Below are 13,946 nucleotides of genomic sequence, written 5' to 3'. Positions count from 1 at the left end.
TGAGCCCTGGCGGGAAACCACCGGACCCACGGGCTCTCGTTGTCAGGGGGGATATGCCGCGCGGACAGGCGAATCCGCGGCTGTTGCGCGGTTCGCTCCACACTGGGGTCTCTTGATTCCCAGCTTGGAGTGAACCGCCCATGACCACGGACCCGAGCGCCGGACCGGCCGCCGGCGAGGATCTGCTCGACGAGACTGCGCTGCTGACGCACGGCGACACGATCGCCCGTGCGCTCCGGCGTTGGTGCGCAGACCGGATCGAGGACCTGAAGGAGGAGTTCGACCTGTTCGGTGCGCCCGACAATCCATCAGAGCGGCAGCGCTGGACTCTCGAGCTTTCGGAGCGCCAGGCGCTGGCCCTGGCCGAGATCGAGCAGCTCCAGCGGGTACGGGCGGAAACCAACAGCGCTTGGTCAGAAGACCGGTGGGCCGACCTGGGGGCGTTGGGGCTTCGCCACCAGCGGCACCTGGATGAGGAAGCAGTCGCCACAGCCCGCCGCCTGCATGATCTCTCCGACGTGTATCCGGGGCGCGGTCGGGCCCCCAGACCCAGGCAGTCTTCTGCGACGCTCGGGCCGGGAGAGGTGGCCGTGCCGTGGGGCGTCGATCCCGGCGCTCCGGCCACCGGTCGATCGCCGCAGATGACCTCCCGATCCTTGTGGGCACTGCTCAGAGAAGCATTCCCAGATGCCTCCTCCGGCCGGTGCACGGTGACGGCACACCGACTGCTGAAGGAGGTTTTGCAGCCGACACTCGGTCCGGTCGACGCGATGCGGATGCGCCGGGATATCACAGCGGCCCTGTACGACGGGGTGAGGCCGCCTACCGACGAGCACGAAAAGCACCGCAACCAGTGGATCGTCGAGTCGGTTCTTGGTCGGGTGGCCGTACCGCTTGCTGATCAGCGCAACCGGCTCGCGGCGGCAGTGGATGACGTCCGCGCCCTCCACCCACTCATCTCGGATGGCAGTTGCCCGGTCTGCAGGGTTGCGTCCCCGTGTCCGACACGGCGAGCGCTGGGTGACACGGCCGTAGAAGGCATGTGAGCGGGGTGGTCGTCGGGGGGCATCTGGGCTGGCGCCGTCCGTGCGTGCTCCTGGGCAGAGGAGCTGGTGGCGGCCCCTGTGGTCCGGGGCCGCCACCAGCTCAAGCGGATGCCGGGCCAGTCAGAGGGGACGCCCGGCGGGCAGCAGAGAATCCTCCGACAGGCCGTCCTTGAGGATCGGATAGCTTCTGTCCGGGTCCTGGAGGATGCCGCCACCGTCATACGGCCAACGCTGCGGATCACGGAACGCCACTCCGATGTAGGCACGGCCTGGAGTATCGGCCCAGGTGGGATCCACGACCGTCCCGTCAGGCCGGACGCACCAGGCGTGAGCGAGGGGGAAGTCGACGCCGTCAGGGAGGGCGAACCCCTCGGCGTAGACCAGACCTTCGGAGCGGTGGCCGCGGGCGTAGCGGGCGGCATTGCTGTAGCACAGCCGTGGCTCCATGCCCGTCAGGTCGGGCGGAGGCGGGGAAGCGGTGAAGCGGCGACCGTGGCTGAGCAGGAGGTGGTAGAGCGTGGCGAACGCCCATCCGTCCGTGTTGTAGTTGCCCTCAGCAAGCCTCGCTACGTCGTGGAGATAGGTGGCGACCGCCTCCTCGGAGAGGGGGTCGACGATGGGTGTGATCATGAACGAGAGCTTCCTCCGAAAGGGCCAACGCGCCGAGCCTAGGCGAAACCCGCATCTGGGGTGAGGCCCTCCGTCAAGGTGACGCTCGCGCCGCAGCCACAACGCCCCGCGCATCGTCGTTCCCGGTCACTACGGCCGGACACTGGACGGAGGGCCCGCTCAGGCGGTGAGCGGCCACTGCTCGGCGACCTGCTGCTGGGCCTTGTGCCACGCTCGCTCCAGCTCGCTTCCCTCGGTGGGGTCCTGCAGGGACCATCCATCTGCGGCGAACTGCCTGATCTGCGGCAGCAGCATGAGAGAGGAGCCCCGCAGGGCTGCCCTCAACACAACGGTGGCGGTCGGCTCTTGGGGCGAGTCGCCCCACCAGTCCGGCACGCGCCCCTGCCGCCGCGGCGCCGGCTGATGGACGACATCACAGACACGCAGCGTGGAGCCGAGGACGAAGGGGCGGAAGTCGTCGCGGGACGTCAGCCGTAGCGAGCTGGCGCTGAGGCGGCTGCCGATGGCCGGGACGGCGAGAGCGAGGTACCCGTTCGGGCGGCAGAGCGCCCCGAGGAGGCGGCGCTGGTCCACGTCCACGGTGGCGGCGTCGAAGAATTCGATGCGGATTCCCAGGTCAATCATGGGTTGATCCTGCCGCCGTGACCGGACACCCCTGGGCCAGGCGCAGGCGCTGGCATCCCGGCGGGGCTACTCCTGGGCCGCGTCGCTCCCCGTGTCTCCGGCCGTGACGGCGGCCAGGGCCGCTTCGAGCTTCTCCTGGGCGATGGGCCCAGAGTCCGGGAGGCCGGCGGCTCGCCACGCGGCGACGGCACGTTCAGTGTCCCCGGCCACGGCCTCGACCATCATGTCCTTGGCGTCCTTCTCGGCGACGGCTCCGTCAGCGGGTCCGAGGTCGACCAGGTGCACGGCCATTCGGACCTTACTGGGCCGCTCTCCAGCCTGAGCCTTCGTCGTCTCCATCTCCTTGTAGACGCGGACGAGCCGACCGATCAGGCGCTGGGCCGTGACATACAGCGCCTTGCCTGAGTCGTTCTCGAGCCGATCGGTGCGGAACCGTTCCTCACCCCGACCCAGAGCTTTGATGTAGATGAAGGCGCGGTTGCTGCTCTCCTCGATCTCGACGCGGGTCAGAACGCCGCGGACACGGTCCTTGGCGCCTTCGACGCGCGCGATGTCGGCGGCCAGCTGGGTGCCGTCCAGGTAGAGGTTCAGCGCGAGCTCGCGCACCCGGCCGTGCCAGGCTGCCTCCAGCCCGGGTCGGCACGGGCCAGCGGCCTGCGCTGCAGCAACGATGAGCTGATGGGGTACGGATCCGTTCACGGGTCTCATGATGCCGCGCGCTGCCTCCGGCGCACATGGAAGGTACGCGCGGTGAGGTACCGGACGGCGTCTCCGCGGCCGCGCATGACGCCCTTCCCGCCGCCCCTTCGCCCGTACGTGGGGCCGGGCGAAGAACGTGAGCTGAAGCATCAAGGAAGAGCGGGAGACAGGCCTAGGGCGCGCCACGGCCGCCCCGGAGCGGGATGGGGACGGGGATGCCCTCGCGGTGCAGGGCAGAGGACGGGTACCCGTGATCGATCGCCCATCTGATCATGTGGTTGCGCCCTTCGCTGGGAGCCGCTGAGGCCCATCGGCGGACGACGATAGAGCTGAGCCTCCTCCACACCGGCTGCCCGATCCAGAACTGGCCGTACGCGTTGAAGAAGTGCCAACTTCGTACGAATGGCGGGAGCGGTCCTGTCTCTGCGTCCGGGACTGCCTCGGTGGATGCGGCCTCCAGCCCCTCAGCTGTGTCGTTTCCCCTTGCTGCTCCCTCCCAGGCGGGGTGCGGGCGGTTCGGCAACCGTTCGGATCGGGCCAGGAGCAAGACGGTTGGTACCCAGGGCTCCAGGAGTGCCGCCTGCTCCCGGCACGCTGCCTGCAGGTCTGCTGCGCCGTCCGCCACAATCGGCAGCACTGCCGCCGTCTGGTCTCCGTCGAACAGGGCCAGGTAGGCCAGCTCGGCCTTCTCGGCGGCCTGAGGGAGGTGAGGGTCGAGGGGGAACCGGCCGGGCAGGAGCGCGAAGTACGTTCCTGCTGCGGGATGTGGTTCGTCGGGACCTGCGAACGGGATGCGAGCGGGCGGAAGGCTTGAGTCCTGGCAGTTGCGGGCCACGATGGGATCGCCACGGAAGCGGGCGATGTCCTCCAGGGTGGGCGGCGGGACGGTGAGGATCCGCTCCTCGACGAGGCTGGTCTCGCTGCCAGAATCGGGCAGCGGCGTGAGGGATACTCGAGCTCGGAGCGCCGTCGGCGGCCGTCGCCGCTGGATCGAGTCCTGTGCCGGGCCGCCGGTCGGAATGGAGGCCGCGCTGATCCACCGTGCTCGGCATTCATCCTCCACGAGCCAGGCAGTGAAGTTCAGAGCGGAGTCGATGATCTCCTGCGGGGAGGCTGGAGCCCTCTCAAGAAACTCCGGCAGGGCTTCTTCACGCCCGAGCGTGACGTTGCCCGAGTGGTACGGCCGCCATTCTGGCGGCGTCCAAGCGCCGGTTCCCCACTGCACCTCGGTCAAGTAGGTGTAGTGCTGGCTCATCTGCGGGCTCCTCGATCCTTCCCCACGGCGTCTGGAGAGCCTCCATCTTCCGCAGAAGTCAGGCAGCACGGCGAGGGTACGCGAACATCTCATCAAGTATCGGCGGGCGAACTCCCCCCGGTACGCGAGCCTCCTGCGTACACGGTCACACCGGCTGCGGGGAGTCGTCGCAGCCGGTCCGAGGAGCGAGCCGACGGCCGTTCTTCGCAGGCCGTCGGCTACCCCCGCCGGCGGCGCTAGCGGATGTGGAGCCCCTCGCGTTCCCACTGCCGCAGCAGCGTGTAGTCACGGTCGATGATGCTCTGGCTCTCGGCGGCGAGGTATACGTAGCCGGGGGAGCTGGTCAGGTCGCTTGTGCGCTCCAGTGGTTCGCCAGGGGTGATCGAGGAACAGACCGCTATCGCGCTGGGGAGCGTGGCTACCGTGCCGGCGGCCTCGGCGCTGGCACGTCCGGGGGTGGGGTTGATGAACTCGACATTGCGGATCCGTCCTGGCCAGGAGGTGAGCTGGTCGTCGAAGTCGAGGAGGGTGCGGGGGTCAACGAGGGTTGCGGCGAGTAGAGCGGTCTGGGAGGTCCCCAGGTACTTGTCGATGATGTCGGGGGAGGTGGCGCCGCCGAGTCGGGCGCCGGTTTCGATCAGGACGGGGCCGCGGGCGGTCAGCATCACCTCGGTGTGGGCGGCCGACTCCTGGATGCCGAGTGCGTCGAGGACACGGCAGGTGTAGGACTTGAGTAGCTTCGCTTCGGCGGTGTGCAAGGCGACGGGCTCTTCGTAGTCGTACAGGGGCATGGGCCCGTCGGAGGCCCGCTTCGTGTAGCGCCAGATCTCCGCGATCCGGTGGGCGCCGCCCGAGCTGACCGAGTTGATGTAGTACTCGTCGCCGGACAGTCGTTCTTGGATGATGACAGCGGTGTTGCGCTGGCCGAAGATGTTGGGCTTGGCGAGGATCGCCTCGGTGGCGTGGGCGATCTCTTCAGGGGTCTGGCAGAAGCGCACACCGTCGGTCGCGGCACTGGCCAGGGGCTTGACGACCGCTTCGGTGAGGCCGGATGCCGTGAACCATGCGGCTGCGGCCGCCGGGCTGCCTGCCGTGGTTCCTTGCGGTACGTCGAGCCCGGCGCGCTGGGCGGTCTGGTACATCAGCGCCTTGTCCCGTCGTGCCGGTCGGCCGCCGGGGGTGTTGGTGGGGAGGCCGAGCTGCTGGGCGAGGGTCTCGGCCAGCGTCACGCCGGATTCGGAGCCAGCGACGACGCGTGAGATTCCGAGAGTGGCGAGCTGCCCGGCGAGCGCGGGGATGTCGGCGGTGTAGCCGAAGTCCATGGAGTAGTCGTCGGGACGGAAGCTGCGCTGGAGGTATTCGTTGGTGCGGGGCTCGCTCTGGACGTGGATGCAGTTCACGCCGAGGTCGCGCAGGCGGCGGGTGAGGGTAGCGCCGGTGGAGTAGCCGTCGACGATGCAGATCTTCATGTTCTTCCTAGGTTCTGGCGTGGTGTGAGGTGTGCTGCGCAAGGTCAGCTGAAGTCGAAGCCGGACATCCAGTTCCCGGCCGGGGGCTGGTCGGAGGCTGGCTGCTGGGGCGCGGGGGCGGCAGGCGGCGTCGGGGCCGGAGCTTCCGGCAGGCGCGGCTGCTCCGGTTCGGCCGGAGGGGCCGGATGCGCGGCGGGGGGCGGCTTCGGGGCCGGAGTCTTCGACAGGCGCGGCTGCTGGGGTTCATTCGCCGGACGTGGTGAGGGCGCCGGTGTCGAGTCGGGGGTCGGTGGGGGCTCGTCGACGAGGTCGCGGCGGACCCAGCGGGGGTCCTGGCCGCCGTCCTTGTTGGGCACGAGTACCTGCACGTAGCCGAGTTCGGCGAGGTGCGCGCGGGCCAGGTCCTTGGCCCCGTGAATGGTGACGGTGGGGTCCCACGGCAGGGGGGTGGTGTCATCGGGCAGGAACATGATCTGGGCCTGCTGGTAGCCGTACTTGGGGTCGTAGCCCCAGGAGCGGCCCTTGGGGGTGCCTTCGGCCGGGAAGCGGGTGCCGTGGTCGGAGTTGAGGATCTGCTGCGATTCGTACTGGTCCAGGGGGCCGACGCCGAGGCGTCGGCCGAGCTGGGAGCGCAGCTGCATGCCGAGGATGTCGCCGGCCGGCTTCTGGGCGGCGCAGGCGATGTTCGTCTCCAGTGCGCGGCCGAGGCGGGCGACCTTCTCGAGCATCGCCTTGGCGTCGTTCTTGAGTTCCTCGATCTCCTTGTTCGCGGACTTGGCGAGGTAGTCGGCGATCTCGTCGAAGAAGAGGATCAGCCGGCCCGGGATGGTGTCGTCGTCGCGCAGGACGACTTCGCCTCGGGCGACGGCGTCGCGGAGGAGTTGCAGGTTGCGGCGCCCGTACTTGTTCAGGAGGGACTGGCGCTTGTCCATTTCGCCAGCGAAGGCCTGGATGGCCTCGTAGATCTCTTCGTCCGTCGCAGCGAATCTGATGACGGCGGGGAACTCGGGGGTCCAGGTGAAGTCGGTGCGCTTGGGGTCGCAGACGATGAGCTGGTAGATGGTCGGGTCGTACAGGGCGGGGAAGAGAATCAAGGACAGGGCGACGGACTTGCCGGCCCCGGTCTTTCCGCCGATGAGGGCGTGGGGGGTCTGCTGCAGGTCCCAGTCGAGCCAGCCGCCTCCCTTGACGGGGCCGAAGCGGATGGTGCCGCGGCGGGCGAGGGCGAGGAACTCCTCGAACTCGGGGCTGCCGGGTTCAGGGAAGGCGAGCTGAGTGGGCAGTCTGGGGACGGCGCTGACGGTGACCCGGCCTTCCGCCTCGCTCCAGGCGTAGTGCCAGTCGTTGGTGTCGGTGAGAGAGTCAGCGTGCTGTTCGAAGGCGTCCCTGGTCTCCGGCTTGGTGACGTCGTAGGCGCCGAAGGTCACGGTGAAGGACTCGGGCCGCTCGACCGGGGAACCGTTGCTTCCTCGGTGGCTGCTCCAGGTGTGGATGTCCACCTCGACGGGGTCCTGGCCGCGCTTGGTGGGGAACTTGGACTCGACGACGGCCTGCAGCCGGGCCGTTTCCCGCTTCCGTACGGCGCGGGGATCTGCGTTGGAAACAGCCTTCAGGACCAGCCGGTTGGTATTGGCGAAGGTCCAGTCCGGCAGCCAGGTCCGGTCCGGAAGGGTTTTGGACAGGGCGGTGTCCAGGGTGCGCTCGATACGGGTGCGTAGTTCTGGCGCGGCGACGTCCAGGGTGCCCAGGCTGATGGTGATCTCAAGTGGCGTGTTGGCCCTGGGGCTGTTGGGGTCGTCCTCCCACTTGGTGATGTCGACGGTGAGCTGGCCGGCCTGCCGGGCCGGGATCTGGGCGGTGATGAGGTCGGAGATGAAGCGGGTGCCCTGCTTGCGGATCGCCTCCGGTGAGCCGGCGGGCACTCCGCGGATCGTGAGCTCCCCGGGCTGCCAGGTGTAGATCCACACGTGGCCGCGGTCGATCTGTGCGTCGATGACGCGTTCGACATTCTCCCGGAAGGCGCGCTGGGAGACGTCGTAGGCGCCCAGGGTGACAGTCAGCTCGGTGGGGGCTTCGCGGCCGTCGCGGTCCTCCCAGGCGCCGACCGCGACGGACACGTCGACGTCGACGCCGCGGGGCGCGGGGAAGAGCTGGCCGATGACTGTGTTGATCCACCGCTCGTCCTGCATACGCAGCAGTCGCGGGTCGCCCTCGTTGACGAGATCGCACGCCAGGGAGCCGGGGTTGGCCCAGTCGAAGACCCAGCCGGTGCCGGGTGGGATGGGCGCGGCTTCGACGGCTTTCTCGGCCTGCCACCGGGTGCGGGCCTGAGCTGCCGGCGCCGAGGGGGCGATCATGATGCGGGCGGCGGCGATCGCGGTGGAGCGCCGCCAGCGGGTGACGCGGATGTACTGGCCTTCGTTCACCGGCCGGGTAACGGTGGGAGCCGGCAGTCCGCATGGCTTCATCACACGGCCGTACAGCTCGGACAGAGCTCGCCGCTGGCGGGGGATAACCCGTGCGGCTCGCCCAATCGTGTACAGCAGGGCGGTGACGGTGACTGAGGAGAGGACTTGCCACTGACGCCACTGCAGGTACCAGGCTCCGGCTAGCACCGGCATGATCAGCCAGTTGAGGAGGACGTGCGGCACTTTCCCGAATGCGCGACTGCGGTCGCGGCCCAGGGTGAACGCCAGCCACGTTCGGGTGTGCGCGCCAACCGGCCATCCGGGCCCTGCGGCGGGGCGGCGGGCGGCGGGGCGGCGGCGTTTTCTGGCCGCGGGCATGAGGGTAGTCCTCCCGAGTCGACAGCGGTGTTACCCGGATCGTGCTCGGGAAAGCGGACAGCTCTGATCCGCCGGTTCGCAGCCGGTGAGCAGGGAGGTGGGCAAGAGCCGTGCTCCCGGCCTGGTGTGACGGTGGCCCGCGTGAGGTACGCAGACGGGGCACCGTCACCTACGGACTTGGCCGGGCTATGCGAGCGTCGCGCCGGGGTCGAACCGGGCGTAGGCAAAGCCCTGCCAGATCTCCCAGGCGGTGCTCACGTGACCGGTGCCCGCCGCCGTGCCGGTAGCGGCCCAGAAGGGACGCAGGACCAGAGCACGGGACTCCGGCGGTCGGCATCCGACCGCGTGCGTGACCAGGTGGGCCGTGTGGTTGAACTGGCCGGGGCCGTGCAGGTGGCCGCAGCAGGGAACACGCCAGTCGACGACTCGGTGGCTGGCCGGCACCCGGTGGCGGTCCATGTGGGGACGGTAGTGGTCACGGATGACGTGGTCGCCGTGGGCTTTGGCCGCGTCGAGGTTGGTGTAGGTGCCCAGTGTCTGATCGAACTTCTGGATGTTCCAGAGGCTGGTGCTGGCCATGGTTGAGGTCCTCGCATCTCGGCGGCGCGTACGGATCGCTGCCGCTCGGAGTCGGCGTGCTGTCGGCACGTGTGTCATCGCAGATGGGTGTCGTCATGGAGGGCGACCCTGGCCAGCTCGATGCTCTGATCGGGCAGTCTCCACCACATCAGGCGGGGCGCGGCCGAGGTCTGGTTCTTCAGGTGGCAGCGCATCGCGACGGCCTGGTCGGCGCGTACGAGCGGGACTCCGCCGCGCTCATCGCGGGCCCGCATCCGGTGGACCTGGCGGCCGGGTATCGCGGCGGCGAGGCCGGTGAGCACTTCGACGGTCACCTCGACGATCTTGCGTCGGTCCACGAGTTCGATGGCGTGCAGTGAGGTGAGCCAGTCCGGGCCGAGGGTGAAAGGGGCGAGCGGCTGGCTGGGGCGGTCCGGCTCGGCGATCATGCGCAGCCAGCATTGGTCGAGCTCGTAGCGGAACTGCTGTTCGGGGTCGGCGTAGATGGTGGGGGTGTCGATCTCGGCTCGCTCTTCGGCTGCTCGCAGTGCCTTGCTGAGCCGTCGTACGTCCTGACGCAGCGATGAAGCGGTGCGCTTCTCGGCCACCAGCAGGGTGCGCAGGTGCTCGATGTCATCCGGCGCATGGCCGCTGCGGTCGCCGGGCACGGGCAGACGGCTGTTGCCGGGCTGGGGCGTCGTGGTGCTGTAGACGAGGGTGCGCCCGAGCAGCTGATGCTGGATCTCCCGGAGGGCCTCGTCGCTGCGGCCCGGGGTGATCTTGACGAGAGGATGCCGGTGCTTGGGGTCGTCCGGCGCTGCGCCGGGGCGGACGATGCGGACGGCTCCTCCCCACACGGCCAGATCAGGCATCAGGTCCCGCAGGTTGCGGGCAGCTGTGTGCGTGGTGAGAACTGCGACTTCCGCCTGAGGGTTGATCTGTTCGTACAAACGGATCGGATCGATCAGCGAAACGCCGTCCTCGCGGCGGGGATCAGGAGAAAGCACCACCACGGGAGCTGTGCGGGACAGATCGAACAGATGGTTCATCAAGGCGGCAGTATCCGTGTCGCCGACCTCACGTACAGGGTGAGGCGTCGCCGCGGTGGTCTTCTCCGGTGCGCTCGGAGGGGGGCTTGGTACAGGCATGGGACTTTCCCTTCTCTGAGTCAGATGTCAGCTGGCGTAGGCGTAGAAGGCCTCGGAAACAGGAGGGGCGGGTTCCTCCCTCGCTATGGCAAGGACCTGCTCGCGGGTGGCTCTGCGTGCCCGCCGGATCCGTTCACGCTGCTCGCGGTACTCGGCGCTGGGGGCGTCGCCCGGGTGCGGGCGCGCAGGAGGCGCGGGCGTTCCTGACGGCTGCGGGCAGGTGGGCTCTCCAGCTGCTTTCCGCGCGGCCCGGGCTTCCGCCTGCCGGGCACGTTCCTGCTGGTACTCGGCGGTGGGCGGCGCGGCGCGTTCCTTGCGGAGTACCGGGGCAGGTGCCTCGGGGGCCGCTGGCGCAGCGTCGTGGGATGACGCGGTGGGGCGGCCGCTGCGTAGCTGCACGTCGAGTCGGCGCAGCGGGCTGGAGCGGCGCTTGCCCTGGTACGTCTGGGCCTGGAGCCGCTCGAACTTCTCGTTGATCTCGGCGATCACCTGGGACGAGAGGAGCCGCAGGTTGGCTGCCCATGAGGCGGATTCGCACAGGACTCGCAGGGTGCCGGTCTCTTCGTCGAACTCTTCGGCCTTCCAGTGGGTGGCACGTGTTTCACCGAGGAGGGAGGGCCACTCCTTCTTCAGGTCCGCTCCCGCAGCTTCTCCCTCCCATTCGTTGTCCACCACCAGCTGGCTGATGATGCTGCCCAGGGGGTTGGGGTCCCGGCCGTCAGAGCCGCTGGCCCGCCGGGGAGCAGCAGCCCGCTTGCGTTTGGTCTTGACGGGGTTGTTCTTGGCGTCGGCCCTGGCCCGTCGCAGAGCGATTCGCGCCAGGTCAGCGCCTGCGACCGGCTCCGTGGCTGCTTCGCTGGAAGGGGCGGTGGAGAGAGCAGCGGCGTCCGCATTCGGTGCACCGGTGAGGTCCGGTTCCAGGTGCATGGCGGGGTGTGCCGTCATGTCGTTCGTCCTCCTCGTGCTCGAGTGCGGGTCAGCAGGCGTTCTGCAGGCGCGGGTTGTTGTGGAAGCGGATGCAGGCGTCGACGAGCTGCGCGGTGTAAAGGCGGGATGCCTCGGCCACACCGAGTCCGTCGACGGCAGTGAGGACCAGGTCGGTGTCGCCGTAGTGCTTGAAGCGCCCCCAGGCGTCGGCCCTCATCTGCTGCACGAGGCTGGCATCGAGCTCGTCGATGGTGGTGGCCGCCGCGAATTCCTCGATCTCCTCGGCGTTGCCGGCGCTGTCGTTCCTCAGGGCCTGGACGGCGTTGGTGAACTCGGCGGTGGGCGGGGTGGCCCGGGCTTCGTCGGCCAGCCGCTGCGCCGTCTCCCGTTCCTGGGCGGAGTCTCGCTGGAGCTGTGCGGCGACGTAGGCGTGCGCGCGATGGGGGCGCCAGCGCGGTCCGAAGTAGTGGCTGGGGTTGATCTCGTGGAGCCAGGCGTGGACCTGCTGGAGAGATGCGCCGGCGGCGGCCTTGTCGACCAGAACCCAGGACAGCTGCTCGATGCGGGTGCGCTGAAGCCAGTTGTGGAGCGGGCGGAGTGCTCGGGCGAACCGGTCGGCTACCTCGTAAGCGGTGGCGGTGACGGGGTGGCCGAGGACGGACCTCTTCTTGGGCTGAGTGATCTTGTTCGCTCGCGCCTGGCGCGTAGTTGTTGATCTACCTCTCACGTCAGCTTTAGGGGAGTGGGTGGTGGTGCTACGGGAAGGGGGCTCATGCCGGTTCTGATCTGCTGCTTCCTGCGCGGCGGCGATGGCCTGGGCCCGGCCTTCAGGGGTGAAGCCGGTATGCCTAGCGGTGTATCCGTGGCCGGACAGGCGGTGGCCGTGGGCAGCGTCGTAAGCCGGCGGGATGGTGGCGCCGTAGACCGTGGCCGTGGCGGTGTACGGGCGGCCCGGGAGACGGAGGTTGCGGCGGCTGCCGTGTTCCAGCCAGACGAGCGCGCCGAGCTCGCGCAGGACCTTGATGTGCCGCTTCACGGTGGCGCGCGATATGCCGACGCGCCGGGCGGTGCCTTCGAGGTCGTACAGGACGATGCCCCGCTGGAAGTCCATACGGGCAGCGAGGTCGAGGGCGATGTCGACCGTCGTGGTGGCCAGTGCCTTGGGATGCGCGCCGCTGTCGATGAGCCAGGCGACGGCCCGGAGCCAGGCGCGAGGTTGGCAGCGCCGGGACCGGGTGGTGATGACGTCCTGCTCGGCAGACGGGACAGGCTCCAGCCGATGCGGCTCGGCGTGCGGCTGGTGGGACGGGCGGCGCATGAAGAGGGGCTCTCAGTGTTTTCGGGCAGCACAAAGTCAGGCGTGGCTGCCGCTCAGGTGCGGAGGAAGAAGGGGATCCGCCTCAGGGGCGGGCGCTTGCCGGCTGGAGACCGGAAGCGAGGTAGCCGGGGTCGGCGGTCAGCCGCTGTGGGCGGCGGAGGCCGACCCCGGTAACGCAACGGGCGAGAAGGCCGCTCTCGGCCTGCCGCAGCTCGCGCTGTCCGATGTCACGGTCAGAACCAAGGCAGGAGCTGTTCGGCGGTGCTGAGGACCTTCTTCGGGGTGAGGGGGTTCCGTCGCGGCCGCCGGCGCACGTTGCAGGAGCTGCGCTGCTTGCGGCGGATCGTGCGGGTGGAGCACCCGAGCTCCTCCGCCATCTCCACCTGCGTCAGCTGGCCGGCCGCGGTCATGGCGGCGACCTTCTCAGCGTCGACCTCGTCGTAGGTGCGGCGGACCATGAGGTAGATGTCCGTGTCCTCTTCCGCGAAGGGGGCCAGGCCGAGGCTGCTGCGGATCCGCTCACGGTCAGTCTCGGTGGTGCCGGCGACGATGCCCTTGACCGCATGATCGGTTACCGCGGCGAAAAGACACGACTCAAGCATCGGGCAGGCGGCGCACAGGGCGCGGGCCTGGCCGAGGGCCTCACGGAAGTCGGCTTCCTCGTCGGTGAACATGGCGAGCTGGTCCCCGTCGAGCATCTGGTCGTTGATGCCGGAGCCGGATAGGTCCTCGAGGAGTCGGAAGAGATCGGCGTGGATGATGCAGGGTGTGGTGCTCATGCGATGTCCTGGCGGGAAGCTGCGGAAGGTGCGGGGGCGACGGCGATGGTGACGCCGGGCTCCGGAAGGGCCCAGTCGTGCGTTCCCAGCGGCGCGGGATAGGTCTTGTGGGGGCCGATGTCGTAGCCGACGATGCGGGAGTCCTCCGTGTAGACGCGGAAGGCCTTCTTGTCGGCAGGGGACAGTGCGTCCTGGACGGCGCGGATCAGCTTGTCGATGTCGGGCTTGGTCGCGGCGTGGACGGCTTTGGTCTTGGGCGCGCTCTTGGGCCGGGGCAGGGTGAAGACGGCCGACATGATGAGCGGGCAGTTCGCCGGCTCCCAGTCCGTGCCGCAGGTCTTTTGCGCGGCCGCGTTGATCTGGCGGCGCCACTCACGGAGTTCACGGCTGTACTTGACGACGCCGGGGGCGGGAACTTCGACAGAGCCTTGGGTGACGGGCGTTCCGATGACGGTGAAGATCAGTCGCCTTTCGGGGAGGTTCTGCAGACTGCCGAGGGCTGCTTCGCTGACGGCGGCCAGACGCGAGCCGGAGGTCTTCCTCGGCAGGGGCGCGTCCGCCGACGGGGCCGGCACGAGGGTGCGGCAGTGGGGGCAGCGGGTCGTGGTGGGACGGAGCACGGCAGGGCATGACGGACAGGGACGGTAACCGCGGTCGGTGATGAGGCGCTGTATGTCGATGCTGGTGCCCATCGTGCGTCCTTCTCT

Annotated in this window: 13 protein-coding genes; 1 reads left to right on the top strand and 12 read right to left on the bottom strand. The window is 69.1% G+C overall.

Going from position 1 to position 13,946, the window contains the following annotated elements; all coding sequences use genetic code 11:
* Positions 1–140 precede the first annotated feature (140 nt).
* Positions 141–1,046, top strand: coding sequence for a hypothetical protein (locus tag ABT170_RS14290; protein WP_351867141.1), 906 nt, complete (start codon positions 141–143; stop codon positions 1,044–1,046).
* Between the two features lie 120 nt (positions 1,047–1,166).
* Here the strand turns inward: ABT170_RS14290 and ABT170_RS14285 are convergent, their stop codons facing one another.
* The 12 genes from ABT170_RS14285 to ABT170_RS14230 all read right to left on the bottom strand — a co-directional run bounded on the left by ABT170_RS14285 (position 1,167) and on the right by ABT170_RS14230 (position 13,931).
* On the bottom strand, positions 1,167–1,676 hold the full coding sequence (locus ABT170_RS14285) for a hypothetical protein (protein WP_351867138.1): 510 nt from the start codon (positions 1,674–1,676) through the stop codon (positions 1,167–1,169).
* Between the two features lie 159 nt (positions 1,677–1,835).
* Positions 1,836–2,300 (bottom strand): hypothetical protein, encoded by a 465-nt coding sequence (locus ABT170_RS14280; RefSeq protein ID WP_351867136.1) that lies wholly within the window; start codon positions 2,298–2,300, stop codon positions 1,836–1,838.
* Between the two features lie 66 nt (positions 2,301–2,366).
* Positions 2,367–2,999 carry a hypothetical protein gene (locus tag ABT170_RS14275; protein WP_351867133.1) on the bottom strand — a complete coding sequence of 211 codons (633 nt, stop codon included), beginning with the start codon at positions 2,997–2,999 and terminating at the stop codon, positions 2,367–2,369.
* Positions 3,000–3,171: 172 nt separating this feature from the next.
* Positions 3,172–4,254 carry a hypothetical protein gene (locus tag ABT170_RS14270; protein ID WP_351867130.1) on the bottom strand — a complete coding sequence of 361 codons (1,083 nt, stop codon included), beginning with the start codon at positions 4,252–4,254 and terminating at the stop codon, positions 3,172–3,174.
* Between the two features lie 236 nt (positions 4,255–4,490).
* Complete coding sequence (locus ABT170_RS14265) at positions 4,491–5,723, bottom strand: ATP-grasp domain-containing protein (protein WP_351867127.1); 1,233 nt, start codon at positions 5,721–5,723, stop codon at positions 4,491–4,493.
* 44 nt (positions 5,724–5,767) lie between these two features.
* Entirely contained in the window at positions 5,768–8,149 is a 2,382-nt protein-coding gene (locus ABT170_RS14260; protein WP_351867124.1) for an FtsK/SpoIIIE domain-containing protein, read from the bottom strand.
* A gap of 546 nt (positions 8,150–8,695) precedes the next feature.
* Entirely contained in the window at positions 8,696–9,088 is a 393-nt protein-coding gene (locus ABT170_RS14255) for a hypothetical protein (protein ID WP_332757173.1), read from the bottom strand.
* A gap of 74 nt (positions 9,089–9,162) precedes the next feature.
* Positions 9,163–10,116 (bottom strand): hypothetical protein, encoded by a 954-nt coding sequence (locus ABT170_RS14250; protein WP_351867121.1) that lies wholly within the window; start codon positions 10,114–10,116, stop codon positions 9,163–9,165.
* Positions 10,117–10,242: 126 nt separating this feature from the next.
* Positions 10,243–11,160: a DciA family protein gene (locus ABT170_RS14245; RefSeq protein WP_351867118.1), complete on the bottom strand. Its 918-nt coding sequence runs from the start codon at positions 11,158–11,160 to the stop codon at positions 10,243–10,245.
* Positions 11,161–11,191: 31 nt separating this feature from the next.
* A complete protein-coding gene (locus tag ABT170_RS14240; RefSeq protein ID WP_351867115.1) occupies positions 11,192–12,460 on the bottom strand; it encodes a hypothetical protein in 1,269 nt (422 codons plus the stop codon).
* Between the two features lie 233 nt (positions 12,461–12,693).
* On the bottom strand, positions 12,694–13,239 hold the full coding sequence (locus ABT170_RS14235) for a WhiB family transcriptional regulator (protein WP_351867113.1): 546 nt from the start codon (positions 13,237–13,239) through the stop codon (positions 12,694–12,696).
* Complete coding sequence (locus tag ABT170_RS14230) at positions 13,236–13,931, bottom strand: RusA family crossover junction endodeoxyribonuclease (RefSeq protein WP_351867110.1); 696 nt, start codon at positions 13,929–13,931, stop codon at positions 13,236–13,238. The genes ABT170_RS14235 and ABT170_RS14230 overlap by 4 nt, the downstream gene beginning before the upstream one ends.
* Positions 13,932–13,946 lie beyond the last annotated feature (15 nt).

The organism is Streptomyces sp. NPDC001787, assembly GCF_040297465.1.
In the GTDB taxonomy this organism is placed as follows: domain Bacteria; phylum Actinomycetota; class Actinomycetes; order Streptomycetales; family Streptomycetaceae; genus Streptomyces.
Note: the sequence above shows the minus strand (reverse complement) of the source record. Positions and strands in the feature narration are given on the sequence as shown.

Excerpts from the sequence above, each read along its gene's own strand:
- ABT170_RS14290 (WP_351867141.1), top strand. The coding sequence starts at position 141 with ATGACCACGGACCCGAGCGCCGGACCGGCCGCCGGCGAGGATCTGCTC.
- ABT170_RS14285 (WP_351867138.1), bottom strand. The coding sequence starts at position 1,676 with ATGATCACACCCATCGTCGACCCCCTCTCCGAGGAGGCGGTCGCCACC.
- ABT170_RS14280 (WP_351867136.1), bottom strand. The coding sequence starts at position 2,300 with ATGATTGACCTGGGAATCCGCATCGAATTCTTCGACGCCGCCACCGTG.
- ABT170_RS14270 (WP_351867130.1), bottom strand. The coding sequence starts at position 4,254 with ATGAGCCAGCACTACACCTACTTGACCGAGGTGCAGTGGGGAACCGGC.
- ABT170_RS14265 (WP_351867127.1), bottom strand. The coding sequence starts at position 5,723 with ATGAAGATCTGCATCGTCGACGGCTACTCCACCGGCGCTACCCTCACC.
- ABT170_RS14255 (WP_332757173.1), bottom strand. The coding sequence starts at position 9,088 with ATGGCCAGCACCAGCCTCTGGAACATCCAGAAGTTCGATCAGACACTG.
- ABT170_RS14250 (WP_351867121.1), bottom strand. The coding sequence starts at position 10,116 with ATGAACCATCTGTTCGATCTGTCCCGCACAGCTCCCGTGGTGGTGCTT.
- ABT170_RS14245 (WP_351867118.1), bottom strand. The coding sequence starts at position 11,160 with ATGACGGCACACCCCGCCATGCACCTGGAACCGGACCTCACCGGTGCA.
- ABT170_RS14240 (WP_351867115.1), bottom strand. The coding sequence starts at position 12,460 with ATGCGCCGCCCGTCCCACCAGCCGCACGCCGAGCCGCATCGGCTGGAG.
- ABT170_RS14235 (WP_351867113.1), bottom strand. The coding sequence starts at position 13,239 with ATGAGCACCACACCCTGCATCATCCACGCCGATCTCTTCCGACTCCTC.
- ABT170_RS14230 (WP_351867110.1), bottom strand. The coding sequence starts at position 13,931 with ATGGGCACCAGCATCGACATACAGCGCCTCATCACCGACCGCGGTTAC.